17 protein-coding genes are annotated in these 15,840 nt (G+C 30.6%); 6 read left to right on the forward strand and 11 right to left on the reverse strand.

Going from position 1 to position 15,840, the window contains the following annotated elements; translation table 11 throughout:
• From K8Z87_RS09840 to K8Z87_RS09850, 3 genes are read right to left on the reverse strand one after another with little or no spacing between them, the layout of a single operon-like run.
• Positions 1-942 (reverse strand): glycosyltransferase family 2 protein, encoded by a 942-nt coding sequence (locus K8Z87_RS09840; RefSeq protein ID WP_227477376.1) that lies wholly within the window; start codon positions 940-942, stop codon positions 1-3.
• A gap of 6 nt (positions 943-948) precedes the next feature.
• On the reverse strand, positions 949-2,790 hold the full coding sequence (gene asnB / locus K8Z87_RS09845) for an asparagine synthase (glutamine-hydrolyzing) (protein ID WP_227477378.1): 1,842 nt from the start codon (positions 2,788-2,790) through the stop codon (positions 949-951).
• A 16-nt stretch (positions 2,791-2,806) separates the two neighbouring features.
• Positions 2,807-3,829: a glycosyltransferase family 4 protein gene (locus K8Z87_RS09850; RefSeq protein WP_227477380.1), complete on the reverse strand. Its 1,023-nt coding sequence runs from the start codon at positions 3,827-3,829 to the stop codon at positions 2,807-2,809.
• A 158-nt stretch (positions 3,830-3,987) separates the two neighbouring features.
• Here K8Z87_RS09850 and K8Z87_RS09855 point away from each other — a divergent pair, with 158 nt between their 5' ends.
• Genes K8Z87_RS09855 through K8Z87_RS09880 form a run of 6 tightly spaced genes read left to right on the forward strand, consistent with a single transcriptional unit; the run spans position 3,988 to position 8,780 of the window.
• Positions 3,988-5,424: an MBOAT family O-acyltransferase gene (locus K8Z87_RS09855; RefSeq protein ID WP_227477382.1), complete on the forward strand. Its 1,437-nt coding sequence runs from the start codon at positions 3,988-3,990 to the stop codon at positions 5,422-5,424.
• Positions 5,425-5,426: 2 nt separating this feature from the next.
• Positions 5,427-6,377 (forward strand): hypothetical protein, encoded by a 951-nt coding sequence (locus tag K8Z87_RS09860; RefSeq protein WP_227477383.1) that lies wholly within the window; start codon positions 5,427-5,429, stop codon positions 6,375-6,377.
• A 3-nt stretch (positions 6,378-6,380) separates the two neighbouring features.
• Positions 6,381-7,052 (forward strand): hypothetical protein, encoded by a 672-nt coding sequence (locus K8Z87_RS09865; protein WP_227477385.1) that lies wholly within the window; start codon positions 6,381-6,383, stop codon positions 7,050-7,052.
• Positions 7,031-7,330: a hypothetical protein gene (locus K8Z87_RS09870; RefSeq protein ID WP_227477387.1), complete on the forward strand. Its 300-nt coding sequence runs from the start codon at positions 7,031-7,033 to the stop codon at positions 7,328-7,330. The genes K8Z87_RS09865 and K8Z87_RS09870 overlap by 22 nt, the downstream gene beginning before the upstream one ends.
• Before the next feature lie 52 nt (positions 7,331-7,382).
• A complete protein-coding gene (locus K8Z87_RS09875) occupies positions 7,383-8,066 on the forward strand; it encodes a class I SAM-dependent methyltransferase (RefSeq protein ID WP_227477388.1) in 684 nt (227 codons plus the stop codon).
• Positions 8,067-8,780, forward strand: coding sequence for a hypothetical protein (locus tag K8Z87_RS09880; RefSeq protein ID WP_227477389.1), 714 nt, complete (start codon positions 8,067-8,069; stop codon positions 8,778-8,780).
• 20 nt (positions 8,781-8,800) lie between these two features.
• Here the strand turns inward: K8Z87_RS09880 and K8Z87_RS09885 are convergent, their stop codons facing one another.
• From K8Z87_RS09885 to K8Z87_RS09920, 8 genes are read right to left on the reverse strand one after another with little or no spacing between them, the layout of a single operon-like run.
• Positions 8,801-10,357 (reverse strand): glycosyltransferase, encoded by a 1,557-nt coding sequence (locus K8Z87_RS09885; protein WP_227477390.1) that lies wholly within the window; start codon positions 10,355-10,357, stop codon positions 8,801-8,803.
• Positions 10,358-10,361: 4 nt separating this feature from the next.
• Positions 10,362-11,159, reverse strand: a complete 798-nt coding sequence (locus K8Z87_RS09890; RefSeq protein ID WP_227477391.1) for a TauD/TfdA family dioxygenase — start codon at positions 11,157-11,159, stop codon at positions 10,362-10,364.
• A 12-nt stretch (positions 11,160-11,171) separates the two neighbouring features.
• On the reverse strand, positions 11,172-12,104 hold the full coding sequence (locus tag K8Z87_RS09895) for a glycoside hydrolase family protein (protein WP_227477392.1): 933 nt from the start codon (positions 12,102-12,104) through the stop codon (positions 11,172-11,174).
• The gene (locus K8Z87_RS09900; RefSeq protein WP_227477394.1) at positions 12,101-12,763 is read right to left on the reverse strand and encodes an acetyltransferase; all 663 of its coding nucleotides are present in this window, start codon (positions 12,761-12,763) and stop codon (positions 12,101-12,103) included. The genes K8Z87_RS09895 and K8Z87_RS09900 overlap by 4 nt, the downstream gene beginning before the upstream one ends.
• Positions 12,764-12,765: 2 nt before the next feature.
• Positions 12,766-13,392, reverse strand: coding sequence for a class I SAM-dependent methyltransferase (locus K8Z87_RS09905; RefSeq protein ID WP_227477395.1), 627 nt, complete (start codon positions 13,390-13,392; stop codon positions 12,766-12,768).
• Entirely contained in the window at positions 13,389-14,096 is a 708-nt protein-coding gene (locus tag K8Z87_RS09910) for a WbqC family protein (RefSeq protein ID WP_227477397.1), read from the reverse strand. The genes K8Z87_RS09905 and K8Z87_RS09910 overlap by 4 nt, the downstream gene beginning before the upstream one ends.
• Positions 14,097-14,106: 10 nt before the next feature.
• Complete coding sequence (locus tag K8Z87_RS09915) at positions 14,107-15,180, reverse strand: DegT/DnrJ/EryC1/StrS family aminotransferase (protein WP_227477399.1); 1,074 nt, start codon at positions 15,178-15,180, stop codon at positions 14,107-14,109.
• 9 nt (positions 15,181-15,189) lie between these two features.
• A complete protein-coding gene (locus tag K8Z87_RS09920) occupies positions 15,190-15,831 on the reverse strand; it encodes a sulfotransferase (RefSeq protein WP_227477401.1) in 642 nt (213 codons plus the stop codon).
• Between the last annotated feature and the right edge of the window lie 9 nt (positions 15,832-15,840).

The raw sequence follows: 15,840 nt of genomic DNA on the forward strand, positions 1-15,840 counted from the left end.
TTATAAAACTTTAGTTTTAAAATAAAAACGATTACATCTTAAAAAAAATGCATCTGTTAATAACCCACTTTTGTATAACTTTAACAGAGATAACCCTTTAATGTAATCTAAAAAACTAAAATAGTTTTTATCATAAAATATTTTCAATGTTGACTTTACGTATTTTGTATTACTTATATCTCCAGATCGTTCTAGATACTTTACACACATATAATAAAAAGCTTTAACGTAGTTTTTTTGATCTCGTGATAATTGGTAATTATCTAAAACATTTATAACTAAGTAATCTACAGACTCACAAACAGGCTGTACAAACTTTTTTCGTTCTCTTATCGACTGAACATTGTAATAAAAATCAATCGAATTATCTAATACTACATAATCATCAGTGTTAAATAATGCACGAATAGAAAGCTCTACATCCTGCAGTCGTTCTAGTTTAGGATTAAAAGCACCTAATTCTATTAAAAATCTTTTATTCCAAACTATAGCTGTAGTTTGCCAAATAAAATTTGCATTAAAAAAGTGATTTAAATAATTTGATTTTGGCGGTGTTGTCGGTATAGAATTGCCTTTATGATCTACAACCATCATATTTTTATACACTATAAAACTCAATGTTTTAACAGAGCGATTTTCAACAAAATCTTTAGAAATACCATCATCAGAATCTAAAAACACAACCCTATCATGTCTGCTTCGAGTTAATCCTTTATTTCTACATACCGAAGCATTGGTTTTTTTAGAATCTCGAAAAAACACAACTCTAGTGTCTTCAAATTCTTTAAAAAAAGTTTCGATAGTATTTACATGATTTTTATCTGATTTGTCATCTACTATAATCCATTCCCAAGTATTAACCGTTTGATTACACAATATATCATAAAGGTTTTTAATGCCCTCAGAATTATTAAAATGTGGTGTTATAATACTTAAGCTCATCTACTATTAAACTAAATCATTATTAATGGCCCATTTTTGCCAAGCGTATAAATGCCAAAGCCCCCAAGGGTCAATTTTTTTTGTATTGGAATAAAAGTCTTGTAATAAGCTATGTAAAACCTTTTCATCAATATGTTCTCCCCCATAAAAAGAGGAGTCAATAACCGTTTTTATAAAGTTTTCTTTTAAATCGGTCTCTAGCCATTGTTTTATTGGAATTGAAAATCCTTTTTTTTGTTTTTCTACTTTTTCAATGGGTATAAATTGATATAAGGTGTCTTTTAAAATTAATTTTGGTCGGTCATGGTTTATTGTAAACTCTGAAATTATAGAATTACTAAAACCAATCATGTGTTTATCTAAAAAAGGCACTCTTACCTCTAAGCTATTTGCCATACTGGTTAAATCAACCTTTCTAAGCGTACGTTGCATGTGTCCAAAAAATTCATTCCTTTTTAGATATTGAAGTACATTAGATTTAGAAAAAGCATTATCATATTGATAAATATGGTATAATTCTGAAGAGAAATCAACATTTACCATAAGTGCATCAAGCCTAGTAAAATGGATTTGTTTTTCTAATATCCAATCTGAAAATCGTTTAGTTACAGTTAATGCGGCAGATAAACTCTTATCCTTCTTTCTTAAAAACGGAACAATTAACTTTCTTAGCCACAAAGGATACTTAAAATAATGTGCTTGATTTAAAGATTTTCTAAATCTAGGATAACCCCAAAATAGTTCGTCTCCCCCATCTCCAGATAACATTACTGTAGCGTGTTTTTTAGCCTCTTTGGTGATTAAAAATGATGGAACGGAACTATAATCTCCAAAGGGCTCAGACATATTCTTGAAATGAATATCTACGCTATTAAGTAATTCTTTTCTATGAACCTTAGATACCACATGAGAAACCTTCATATGTTCGGCATACACTTTAGCATCTTCAGATTCATCGAGCTCAGAATCATTCAATCCAAACGTGAATGACTTAATATCACTTTTCTGCTTTTTGGAAAAAGCAGTCACCAAAGAACTATCATAACCTGAGCTTAGAAATGTTGCAATTGGAACATCAGATTGCAATTGGTTTTTTATAATCTTATTCATACTTAAAGAAAACATTTCTCTTGTTTCCTTTGCAGAATCTAAATGTTTTGCTTGTACTTGCCAATTGTAATACAGGCGTTTTTCTTTTACTATCTTTTCATTAAAATCCCAAATGACATATTGACCAGGTTCAACCTGAAAAATATTTTGAAAGACTGTATTAGGCGCAGACATATAGCCTAAACCAAAAAATTCTTTCATAATTTCTGGTCGCAATTCCTTTTGCTTAAAAGAAGGATGTTTAAATATTTGATCGAATTGAGATGCAAATACTATTCCTGAATCACTTAAACCATAATACAATGGTTTTATACCTGAAAAATCACGAATTAAACTTAATTGCATATTCTCAGTATCCCAAATAGCAATAGCAAACATGCCATTAAGTTCTTTAGCGAAAACATTGAGTGGTATCTTTTCAATAAGATGCCTTATAATTTCACTATCAGAAGTTGACTTTAAATCACTATCAGAAATTTTATATTTGTGCTGTAATTCTTTGTAATTATAAATTTCGCCATTAAATACAATAACAAATTTATCTGAAGGGCTTATTAGAGGTTGCATTCCATTTTCTGTAACGTCTAAAATTGCTAGTCTATTAAAACCCAATTGACAAACAGAATCTCTATAAGATTTTTGTTGATCAGGGCCACGATGGACACTTAAGTTTAATAATTCTATAAAATTATTTTCACTTAATATACTTGTAGATATTTCCCCTAAAAAACCACACATAAACTAGCTTAAATAATTATGACAAGATAAACTCTTCTGTGGTTTTAGCAATATGTTTCCAATCATATTTTTCTGCCAAGTTTCGTTGTAATTCACTTATGTTTCTAAGGTAATCTTTATTAGATAAGAGTTTAACAACATAATCTATTGTTACCTCTATATCTAAATTATCAAAAACTGGTATTCCACTTTCTCTGGGTATATAATCAGTGACAGCACCTACATCGTTAACAATTAAAGGACAGCCACAAGATAATGCTTCTAATATAGAGTTAGATGCTGTACAATCTTTGAGAGATAATAATAAGCCTTTTGACTCTTGATAATACTTCAATAGTTGTGCATCAGAAATATTGTTCGTAACTATAGTTACATTTTTTATGTTTCTGTAGAGTTCTGAGAAATCTTCAGTTATCACTATAATAAAATGTGTATCTATCACCCTATTAACACCTTCTATAATCTCTATGTTCCTTTTGTGATCGCGATGAGAAACACCAATTAATAATATTTGATTTAATCGTTCTTTATCAACGTTATACTTAAAATAGTCTGTGTTTATTCCATGAGGAATAAATTTAAAATCTGCATCAGTATATTGCTCTAAAAATGAGATCTGATTTGGTCCCATAACAATTATTTTATCTAATGCACTAAGTACTTTTGAGCGATTATATTGCAATCGTTTTTCTAATTCGGAAGGTGGATGATGAAATGTAGCAATTAACTTATTATCTCTTAAATTGAATGGAAATTGTTTTAGGTAATGCAGATAATAGTAATCCATATCACCATACAAAATGTGTATTTTTTTCTTTTTAAAAATTTGAATCAGAATAAGCAACTCTTTTATAACAGTAGTACTCTTATAGTTGATTAATTGAGTTCTTTTTGCAAAACAACTAACGAATCTGTAGGGCAAATTTAGTTTTTTTGCATAAATTATAGGGAAAGACATGTGGTTCATAAGTCGCTCATAACCAGAGTACAGCCCATGTCTTACCCAATCTTTAGTTAAAACTATGAACTTTGTTGTCATAAATTTTTTTTCGTTTTTTATTATCTGAATTTAAAACTCAAACATGAATTGTAAATTTAGAATTTTATTAAACAAGTATTATAATAAAACAATAAATGTTGATTTATTTTTTTTCCTTAGATTAGCATAATCAACCAAATATCTAGGCAACTAAACAAATGCTTTTTAATTCTCTTGACTTTGCTATTTTCCTACCTATAGTGTTCATCCTCTATTGGTTTGTTACAAAAAAAAATCTCAAGCTACAAAACCTACTCATTGTTATATCTAGTTATGTGTTTTATGGATGGTGGGATTGGAGGTTTTTAAGCTTAATCCTTTTTAGTACAATTATTGATTATTGGGTTGGAATTTCTCTTTCAAAACAAAGCAATGAAAAGAAAAGAAAACTGTTACTCTGGACAAGTATATTTGTTAATCTTGGATTTCTTGCCTTTTTTAAATATTACAACTTTTTTATAGATAATTTTATTGGTGCCTTTTCATTTTTTGGAATGGACGTATCCGCAAATTCATTAAATATTATTCTGCCTGTTGGTATTAGTTTTTACACCTTTCAAACTTTAAGCTATACTATTGATGTATATCGAAAAAAATTAAAACCAACTGAAGATCTCATTGCGTTTTCAGCTTTTGTAAGTTTTTTTCCTCAGTTAGTTGCTGGCCCTATAGAAAGAGCAACAAATTTACTTCCACAGTTTTATAAAAAGAGAGTTTTTGAATATAACAAAGCTGTTAATGGTCTTCGCCAAATACTTTGGGGGCTTTTTAAAAAGATCGTAATTGCCGATAATTGTGCGGTCTATGCCAATCAAATATTTAATGATTCTGACAACCTTTCTGGGAGTACGCTTGCCGTTGGTGCTATTTTATTTGCTTTTCAAATTTATGGTGATTTTTCTGGTTACTCAGATATAGCTATAGGAACTTCAAGGCTTTTCGGGTTTAATTTAAAACAAAATTTTGCTACTCCATATTTCTCAAGAGATATTGCAGAATTCTGGAGACGTTGGCATATATCACTATCCACTTGGTTTAGGGATTATTTATACATTCCTATAGGTGGAAGTCGCGCTAGTTTCACTAAAACTATCAGAAACATCTTTATCATTTTTATGGTCAGTGGTTTTTGGCATGGTGCCAATTGGACGTTTATTATTTGGGGTGCTTTGAATGCCCTTTATTTTTTACCCTTATTACTTTCAAAGAAGAATAGAAATCATTTAGATCATGTCGCAAAGGGGAGTTATTTTCCTTCTTTAAAAGAATTTGCAGCAATGCTATCAACTTTTATATTGACGTGCTTTGCTTGGATATTTTTCCGTGCAGAAAATATTGGTCATGCCTGGGCTTATATCTCTAAGATTTTTTCTATGTCTTTGTTTACTATACCTGAAGTTAGACCGAGTGATGTTTCAATCTTAGTTATTATATTTTTAATTATTGAATGGATTGGAAGAGAAAGTCAATATGCTATTGAAAAAATTGGTTTGCAATGGAAAAAGCCGATACGTTATTTATTTTATTATACCATTATCTTTGCCATATTTTGGTTTAGCCGTAGTGAGCAAGAATTTATTTATTTTCAATTTTAAAAGTGAAAAAATTTCTCCTAAATATCATTCTATTTATTATACCTATTGCTATTACTTTATATCCTTTTGATGTATTTATATCGAAATCTTTAGCTAAATCTAATAAATACCCTGGAAACTATACAGCTTGGAACGACATCTATAACGGCAAAGCTAGTTCTGATGTTTTAATTTTTGGATCTTCTAGAGCAACACATCACATAGATCCAGATATTTTAAAAGATTCTTTAAATCTTAAAGTTTACAATTTTGGTGTTAATGGACATGGTTTTTGGTTACAGTATTTAAAATATATCGAATATTTAAAGCACAATAAACCCCCTCAACATATAATTATTGGTGCCGACTGGTTTAGCTTAGAAAAACGACCCGATTTGTATCAATACAATCAGTTTTTACCCTATATGTTATGGAATAGAACAATTAAAGACTATACAAATAGCTACATCGGCTTTAGATACCTTGATTATTATGTTCCTGCTTTAAGGTATTTCGGGAATTCTACTGCTAAAGAACGTACAATAACTTATGCGTTTAAAGATGCTAAAAAAATTAAACCTTATAAAACAAGAGGATATCGTGCTCTGTATGATAGAAAAAAGCAAGGTAATACTGAGAATTTATCTATTAGAGAAAACTATAATGTAAAAATTGATGGTGAAACAGTAGATTTACTCAATTCGTTTTTAACAGATTGTAAAGAAGAAGGTATACAAGTAAGTTTGGTTTACACACCTGAATATTTTGATGAACAACGTTTTATTATAAATAGAAAAGATGCTATTAAAATATATACTGATTTATCCATTAAATACAACATCCCTTTTTTAGATTATTCTAGTGGTGAAATTAGTCGTGATATAAATTATTTTAATAGCACAATGCACTTAAATAGCTCAGGTGCTGAATTATTTTCAATGAAATTAGTTCATGATTTATTGCAAAATAAATAAAGTATGAATAAATTCTTAAAAAAAAGCATCTTATTTATTGCTTATTTTTATAGCTGCCTATTACTACTCATATGTGTAAGCAATTATTGCATTAATAAACATGTAAATTTAAAACTCGATAGAAATATTAAACACATAGTCATAGGTAATTCAAAGCCAGAATGCGCATATAATGATTCATTAATTTCTAATTTTAAAAACCTATCGCGATCTGCTGAATCGTATTTTTATAACTATATAAAGCTAAAGCAAGTTTTAAATCAAAACTCACAAATTGAAACTGTTTTTATTGAGTTTTCAAACGCTAATATATTAATACGTGAAGACCAAAAAATATGGAGAAATCGATTTCTTAATCACAACCTTCCTCAATACTTTCCTTTTTTAGAAATTAATGATCATAAATTATTAGCCTATAAAAATGCTTTAGGTTATCAACAGAACATTCTTAAAAGCCTTTCTTATAATTTTAATAGAATAGTATCAAGTAATTATAACTATATAGATTCCCTTGGAGGGTTTCTAGCTTTAAAACGTCAAAAGGTTAAAACCATATTAGACACTTTATCTTATAACCCTATAAAACAAATTGCACTTAACCCCAAACAAATATCTATTAACGACCTTGGGTATTTAGAAGAAATGATTCAATTATGTCGCAGAAAAAAATTGTAATATATTTAATTCGCAGCCCTTATCATAAAAAATTCAGCGGTAATAGTTATGAAGAAGATTATTTAAAAATTAAACAATTAAAATTCTATCAAGTTCCTTTTATAGATTTTAAAAACTTTCCGTTAGCTAATTCTGATTTTAGCGATTTGCAACATTTAAATTATAAAGGGGCTTCAAAACTCTCGAAGAGTTTTAATCGATTACTCAAAAACGGCTTACTTAAAAGTGCTAATAAGCAAGAGTTAATTAATGCCGAGATATTGTGTTTATCAAAATAATTATCTTTTTTTTGTAATAGATAAAATTAAATAACTAGTAAATTTGGTTATTATGACAAAGAGAACGATAACTCCTAATAAAATTTTAAACTTATTATATACCGAACACCCAAAATTTCATGGTCGTGAAGAAGCTGGATCGCAAAGCTATGCTATAAAACCAGAGGTGCTAAAATGGATGGCAAATAATATTCCTACTGGTAGTAACACATTAGAAACTGGTTGTGGGTATTCTACCGTTTTATTGACCTTATTATCAAAAAAACATATTGTTATATCCCCTTTTCCTCAAGAACATAAATTAATTAGAGAATGGTGTAATAGTGAAGGTGTAAATAATGATCATGTTAAAATGATTGCCGAAACATCTCAAGATGTTGTTCCAAATTTAGAGTGCAATGATTTAGATTTTATATTAATAGATGGGGATCATGCGTTTCCAGCTCCTTTTATAGATTGGTATTATACAGCAGACAAGTTAAAGGTCGGAGGCACCCTTGCAGTCGACGATACTCATATTCCTACTGGTAAAATTCTAAGAGATTTTTTATTAAAAGAACACACGAGATGGAGTTTAATTACTGATATTGGAACTACTGCTTTTTTTAAGCGTATTTCTAAAGAAAATGTTGCACGTGACATTATTTGGGTACAACAAAAGTATTGTGAGCTTCCAAAATCATCTCTGTCTAAGCGAGTTATTAATAAATTGAAAAGGACCCTAAGGTTAAAGTAAATGAAAGTAATTATTAGCTTTACAACAATCCCTTCTAGAATTGGCAAGATACAACCAATGATAGATTCTATCTGTAATCAAACCTTAAAGCCTGATAGTATTATACTATGGTTACCAAAAACCTATAAAAGAATTAAACAACAAATTGTTATTCCAGATTTTATAAAAGACTCCCCAATTACTATTAAAATTTGTCATGATGTAGGCCCCTTTACAAAACTATATTATTCATTAAAACAAGAATGGAACAATAAAGAATGCTTAGTTGTAACTGTCGATGATGATGTGTATTATCCTCCAAAATTTTTAAAAACGTTGGTGAAGTCCGCTAAAAAACATCCTGAAAAAGCCATTGGTTTTAGAGGTCGAGTATTGAAGGATAAATTAAACTATTCTGATAGTGATTTGTTTTTTGGTTCACCTTCTAGAAAACCATTGAATGTTGACATAATTACCGGGACTTGGGGGGCTGTATATCGCGTAAAATTCTTCGATGAAGCTATTTTTAATGATGATATTATAAAAAGTAATTTTATGGTCGACGATATCTGGATTACCGGAAACTTAGCAAAAAACAATGTCGAACGTATTATTATAAAAAATATCGGTATTAAGCTAATAAACGATATTCATGATATTGATCCTCTTTGGGAAATAAATAAAGAAAATGATAGTAATAACAAACTATTAGAATACTTTAAGGATTATATTTAAATCTCTTTAAGCAGTAATTATCATATTATTTTATAAATATAAAAATCTGCCATAGACGTATTATTGGGGTCACTTTCTTGAAATGGATACTTATTTTTAATAACATCGACTAATTTCCATTCTTCAGACTTATTTTTATCTATCCAATCTGTAAATTTTCGAGAGCGAACATGAGCAGCAGATCTTTTATTGTAGTTGCTTGAGAAGACAATAACATAATTAGTAGATGCCATAAATAATTGCTGCATATAGCTTTCGAAGACCGTATCTTCAATTAAGTGATAAATAACATCTAGTGACATTGTAAGGTCTGCTTTTAAGCCCTTATGCTTATCATCAAATGAATTATAAAATGTCTTTGTATCATCATCTCTAAACTTCGCTTTACATATTTCGAGCGCTTTCTCTGAGACATCAAATCCAATATAATATGGATAGTTTGCCAAACTTAATTGATTACCATCTCCACAACCGAGCTCAATAACGGTTTTAATATTATTTTCTTCTACAAATTGATTAAGAACCTCAGCTTTAAAATCTGCTAATCGTCCGTAGCTTCCAGATCCCGAATTTTTATCTGATTGGTATCGTTTTTCCCAATAATATTCAGACCCTTCAAACTCTTTAATCTTTTTCTTCTTTCTAAAAAATGATTTAAGTTTTAAAACTATGATATTTGACTTCATTATTTTCTTTAGCATTTTGGTAACAAACGTTGAGTCTTTTAGCTTAAATCCAAAAGTAAATGTTTTTAGCACTACTTTTAAATAAGAACGATTCTTAATGAGTTCTTCTATATAATTTTGAGCAAAATAGGTGTACTTAATCTTTAAAGCATCAACTTTAAGATTCTGCATATATAATTCTTGATAGCAATTTACTGCTGTTTTTGCTTGTTGTAATTTTGAAAGTGAATTATGTTGGCCTTTATCATGTACTCTATAAACTGCACTAATAAAATTCTGACAAATACCAAGGCCTTTTTTTAAGAGCTCAGTATACAAGTGAACATCTCTAAAATAGTTATACCTATTAAATATTTCAACGTCTATTGCTGCGGTTCTAAACATTAATGTTAGTGTACCACCATACCAGCCTTTGGTAAACATTTCAAAATTGTAAATAACATCTAGATCGTCTTTAAAAAAACGATCGTTTTCATCTTTTAGACTCTTATCTGGTCTAAGTGCTAAAAATCGAGTCATACTAAAAGTATACGCTTTGTTTGCTTCAAGAAAATCGACTTGTTGTTGTAGTTTTAAAGTATCCGCCCAATAATCATCTCCTTCAAGCAGCGCAATGTAATTTGGTTGGTATTGGAAGCATCTTGCATAGGTATTCCTTGCATTTTGCGTAGATCCTAAGTTTTCCTGATTTAAAATTAATTCAATTTTATCTGGAAATTCTGCTTGAAGTTGTTCACAGATGGATTTCGTCTTATCTGTAGAGCAATCTTCGCCAATAAAGAGCTTAAGATTAAAAGTGGTTTGTTGCTGCATTACAGAACGTATTGCTTGTTCTATATAATCTTCGTGGTTATAAGTAACCATCCAAATTGCAACAGTAATAGAAGACATATACTTATTTAAAATTAATCAATCCAATATTTTTTTCACGCCTAGACTCTAAAATTAAAGTGCCTTTGTTAAGTGATCGTTGTCCTTTATGTGAAGCAAAATAAGAGTTCCGACCATGAAGCACTAATTCGTCATGAAAAAACACAACATCATTTTTATTCAATAATACCTCTGTTAAAAGTCCAGATTTTACAACGCGTCGTTCTAAAAATTCATGAAATTCCTCTTGTAGATCTAACACCTCTTGGCTATTGTCTTTACTTACACAATAGTAATTCCAGTTCACTCTATAATCATCCCCATCCTTTATTAAGATTTTTGAGATACGCTCTCGACCACCTTTACTAAAAATTACATCTAAGTTCATTAGTTTTTCCTTAAGCGCGCCTGCATTTGCCAAATCTAATAACTCTACTAATCGTAACGTGTCGATAAACACAGTACTACCACCTAATTCTGCCTGACTTACACAATAAAAAAATTGTACATTATCTCTTATATTAATATATGAAAAGTCTGTATGCAAAGGTTGTGCATACGCAGCAGAACGGTAACGATCTTGTCTTGCAGGATCGTATGTGATGTCGATCCAACGCTTTCCTGTTGGCTTACCAGTAACAATATCTTCATCTATATTATAAATAAAGCCAATACCATCCGAAAACCCATTAAAAAAGGATAAGCTATCTTCAGGTAAGTTATAAGCTCTCAAAACAACAATTTTGTTCTGGTCTAACAACGCTTCCATTCTTTTTGGATCGTATTTAAGAGCATCATATGTTGTTTCTACTAGGTAATTCATAATATCAATCATTTAATTTTGAATAGCATAACCAAATCCTGATTGTCCAAAACCGTTGCCATTATAAAACATATATTTTTTGTTTTTATAGTGGATTACATTTGGGTAAGACATCATAAAATTATCCCAGCCCTCTTTAGATAAATCAATTCCAATTTTATCATCTAAACGTTGCCATGAAATCCCATCATGAGATTCAGCATATCCAATTCTGAACGATTTAGAAACACGATCTCTGTAGCCTTCAATATCGCGGTAAGCATACCACATTTTATAAATATTATCTTCTTTTAAAACGGATGCGCTTGCAATACCGCCTTCTGTTAGTGTTTTGAAATCGATAGCGACTGTTCCTTGTCTTTCCCAATCAATTCCATTTTTTGATTCGGCATATTTAAGGTGATAAAAAGGTTCTGGAATTTCGTTTATAATTTCCCATTTCGTACAAGACAAATACCACATTCTCCATACCCCCTCTTCTTTAATAACATAAGATGTACCTGTAAAATAGGGTTCTAAATAAGTTGAAGGCATAATTGAACCTTCAAACATTCGTGTAAATGTTTTACCATTATCTGTACTTTTTGCTAATCCTATTGAATTATGATAAGGCACATGTTTTTTAACATTCCAACCAATATAATATAAGTACTTGGTAGTACCATCTGTTACAATAGACGATGGCATTAATCCAGATTCATCAAAGGTTCCAAGCTTTCCAAAATCGAACAAATACTCTGAATGCTTATATAAAATGTTTTCTGGGTTTCCTGCTTCAACTTCAATATAGCTTATTTGGCTTTGGCTCTTGGCATTTCTAGTTGCGTAATAAATTCGCCATACCTTGTCATCTACAACATCTACAACTGGACATTGTGCATGCGTTTTATTCCATTCGTGGTTGCCATCAACAGTAAATATCAATCCTTTTTTCTCCCAACTCATAATTCAACGTCTTTACTATGTTTATTTTCTAGACGCTTTGCAGGGTTCCCTATATAAACACCCCAAGCTTCGGTATCTTTAATTATGGTTGCAGACATACCAACAAAAGTACCTTCTGCAATGGTAATACTATCTCTTATGGTTGCATTTACTCCAAAAAACGAATAACGTTCTATCTTACAATGGCCTGAGAGCACAACATGAGACGTAAAATTAACATAGTCTTTTATAACGCTATGATGCCCTATATGATTACCACTCCACATCACGACACAATTACCAATTGTAACAAATGGCTGAATGGTATTATCTTCTAAAATAAAGCAATTTTCCCCTATAGAATCTGTAAGTACTGTCGCTTTTGAGCTTATATAGCTAATAAATTGATAGCCTTTATGCTTCACTTCCAAATATACAGCCTCTCGTAAGGTGTTCATCTTTTTTGGATCCATAGGAACGAAAAAAAGAAATGCGCTAACAGGATAAAGTTCTTCAACAGTTTCAAAGGCAACAATTGGTACGCCTTTAAATGTTTTTTCTTCTGGTAAAAATTCTTGATGCACTGTAAAAGCAACAACGTCGTAATCGCTATCATTAGTCAAATAATAATGTGCGAGTTCTGCAAAATCCTTTAAACCAAAAATTACAACTTTATTCATATTTACTTATATATGTAGACTGTATATTCATACAATCCATAATCATTTCTTATTATAAAATTACGTGATAATTCTTTTGTCATAAAATCTATTAAAAGATCTGTAGGCAAATGAAACAGATCCCAACGCTCCCAGTCTACGGCTTTAGACATGACGTTGAATGCCATTCCTTTTTCAGTTTTATTAAAAATCGCTGTTAACATATTCTTCGTGTAGGCCCACATCTCATCAAAAGATAATTCTCGCTTTTCTGTAAAAATGCCATTACAAATAACATAATCGAAATTGGGAAGCGCATTATTCTCTTCTAAAATATCTAAGCAATAATAAGTGTTTTCCGGAAATTTCTCTTTAGATAAATCTACAAATGCTTTAGAGATATCTAAGCCATTATATTCAACATTTAGTGTAGTTTGCTCTTTAATGAATTGAAATAAATGCGATGCTCCGCAACCAAAATCTAATAGTGAAAAATTGTTTTCATTCTCTTTAAGGTCAAGAAGTTCTAACATCACTTTATAACGCTTAAGGGCATCTTCAATATTTGGCCAATCGACACCCAAATGTGTATCTCCGTGTTCTGCTAAACAGGCTTCATAATGTTCTATTATGGCTTTATAGTTTTTCATACCAACGTATACGAATTTAAGAACTTAAGTATGGTTTCTTTATCGTTAAACATCATGACATCTACAATAGACAACCAAGGTACAAACTTGGTGTTAAATTGTGAATAGTTAATGGCATTACTTTGTAAAAAAAGCAATTCTAAAGACTGCGCATTAAATTGGGCTTTTGTATACAACTCTTGTCCTCCAATAGCATTGATATATGTTTTTGCTTGTGCATCAGAAGACATTGCAATTAAGCGATCTGCCTTTTTTAAGTGTGCTGTATCTGCATAACGTTTTGAACTAATTTCAAACTGGGTTGATAATTCTAAATATCCAGCAACTAATTGTACACTATGCATTGCCATTTGTGCTATAGACGCATAGGCCAGTGCTTCTTTAAAAAAATCGTTTAATACTGGCATTACAGCATCAAAAAACGGTGCCTTTTTGTAATTAACAACTATAGACTCTTCAAGTTTCTTCAATGCATTTGATGACCTATCAATTTCTATTTCGTTTATTTTTTTATTTTGGCTTACCGCTTTACATGGAATAGTAAACCGTTGTTTTTCATTGTTGATTAGTAGATTATTTCTATTAATGAATCCTTTTTTAATAAAGTTTACATCGTCATAAAACACAAAAGTATCGACAGCATTAATGAGTTGAAAATAACCAATATAAGGAAACAGATAAGGCTGCATTATTGCTATTTTCATTGTAATAACTTTATAAATTTGAAAGAATAGTATCGATTATTTTGTCTTGATCTAAGGTACCTAAACCAACATATAAAGGCAAACATAACACTCTTGAAGCTACAGATTCTGAAATTGGGCAAGATTGCTTGCCTACATAATCTAGAGTATTTAATGAAGGATAAAAATAACGTCTTGGATAAATTTCTTCACTGTTTAAAGCCTCTTGCACTCTATCTAGTTGTGCTATATCTTTAAAAATTATTGGATAATAACTATTATTCCAATGTGTTCCTTCTCGTATGGCTAATATTTGAATGTCTAGGTTTTCTAAAACAGCATTGTAACGCTGTACAATAGATTCGCGTTCTTTAAAAATATCATTTATATATGGAAAAACGGCTAAGCCCATTGCTGCTTGCAGTTCGCTCATTTTACCGTTTATACCAATGCCTTGAAATGCTTCATTTCCTTTATGCCCAAAATTATGATGCGAAAACAAGGCATCATATAAGGTTTCATCGTTAGCAACAATTGCACCACCTTCTCCTGTATGAAACAATTTTGTAGCATGAAAACTACAGGTGCTTACATCTCCGTAACTCAAAAGTGATTTTCCTTTATAGGCAACTCCAAAGCAATGCGCAGCATCATAAATTACTTTTAAATTATGTTTTTTTGCAATTACTTCAATAGCTTCAACTGCACAAGGATTACCAAAAACATGTGTCGCTAAAATTGCTTCTGTTTTTAATGTTATTGCTGCTTCAATTTTAGTTTCGTCGATAGTTAAATATTTGGGATCAATATCGACAAAAACTGGTGTACACCCTTCCCAAGAAATACTAGATGTTGTTGCTACATAACTAAAAGGTGTTGTAATAATTTCGCCAGTAATATTTAGCGCTTTAATTGCAATTTGTAATGGCAAAGTACCATTGGCCATCGCTAAGATATTTGGGACCTTTAAATAATTTTTAAGTTTCTCCTCTAACTCTAAAACCAATACTCCTCTATTGGTTAACCATGCTGTTTCCCATACCCGCGTTAGAATATTTTGATACTCTTCTTGTGGTGGTAAAAAAGTTTTGGTTACGTAAATCATGAGCTAAATTTAGGCATCAGCTGTTTTATTTTTCCAAGGAAAGTCTGTTGCGCTAACTGGTTTATTTAAAAATAGACACAATTTAGCATAATCGGAAGCATTAGACACGTTTATAGTTAACAATTTTTCTGGTCGACTTTTAAAATAGGCTTTTACAGCTTGGTTGTGTTCGTTATAAAACTTTAGCATAAGTGCTTTGTTGTATGGATCGTTTTCTGGTGTATTATAGATATATCTATTGGCTCTATAAGTATAACCAGGTGCTCTATAATCCGCTTTCTTTAAATCTTCTATAGTTGGTATGCGTTCTCCATCTGCCCAAAGTTTAGAATGGAATTTCGTGAGTGATTTATACCATTGCTCTGCAGAATCTCTTTCAGTTAAAATAAACTTTGCGTTTTTAAAATTTTCGTCTAGAGCTTGGTATGTACCTGGCAAAGAGAACGGAATATCTTGAAATGCTTCTGCCGTTTTTGAGTACTTAATTATTGGCTTAAAATCTCGAGCATTCCATGCTTCTAAAAGCAACTCAGCTGTTATTTGATTTCCTAAACTATAATCAAACGATTTTAAAACAGTTTTTAACGTTGTTGTACCCGTTTTATTTAGTCCAATACAGAAAAGCTTAGTTTTAGGTTTTTTAAATAACATTACTAATAA

Source organism: Winogradskyella immobilis, assembly GCF_021887715.1.
Taxonomy (GTDB): domain Bacteria; phylum Bacteroidota; class Bacteroidia; order Flavobacteriales; family Flavobacteriaceae; genus Winogradskyella; species Winogradskyella immobilis.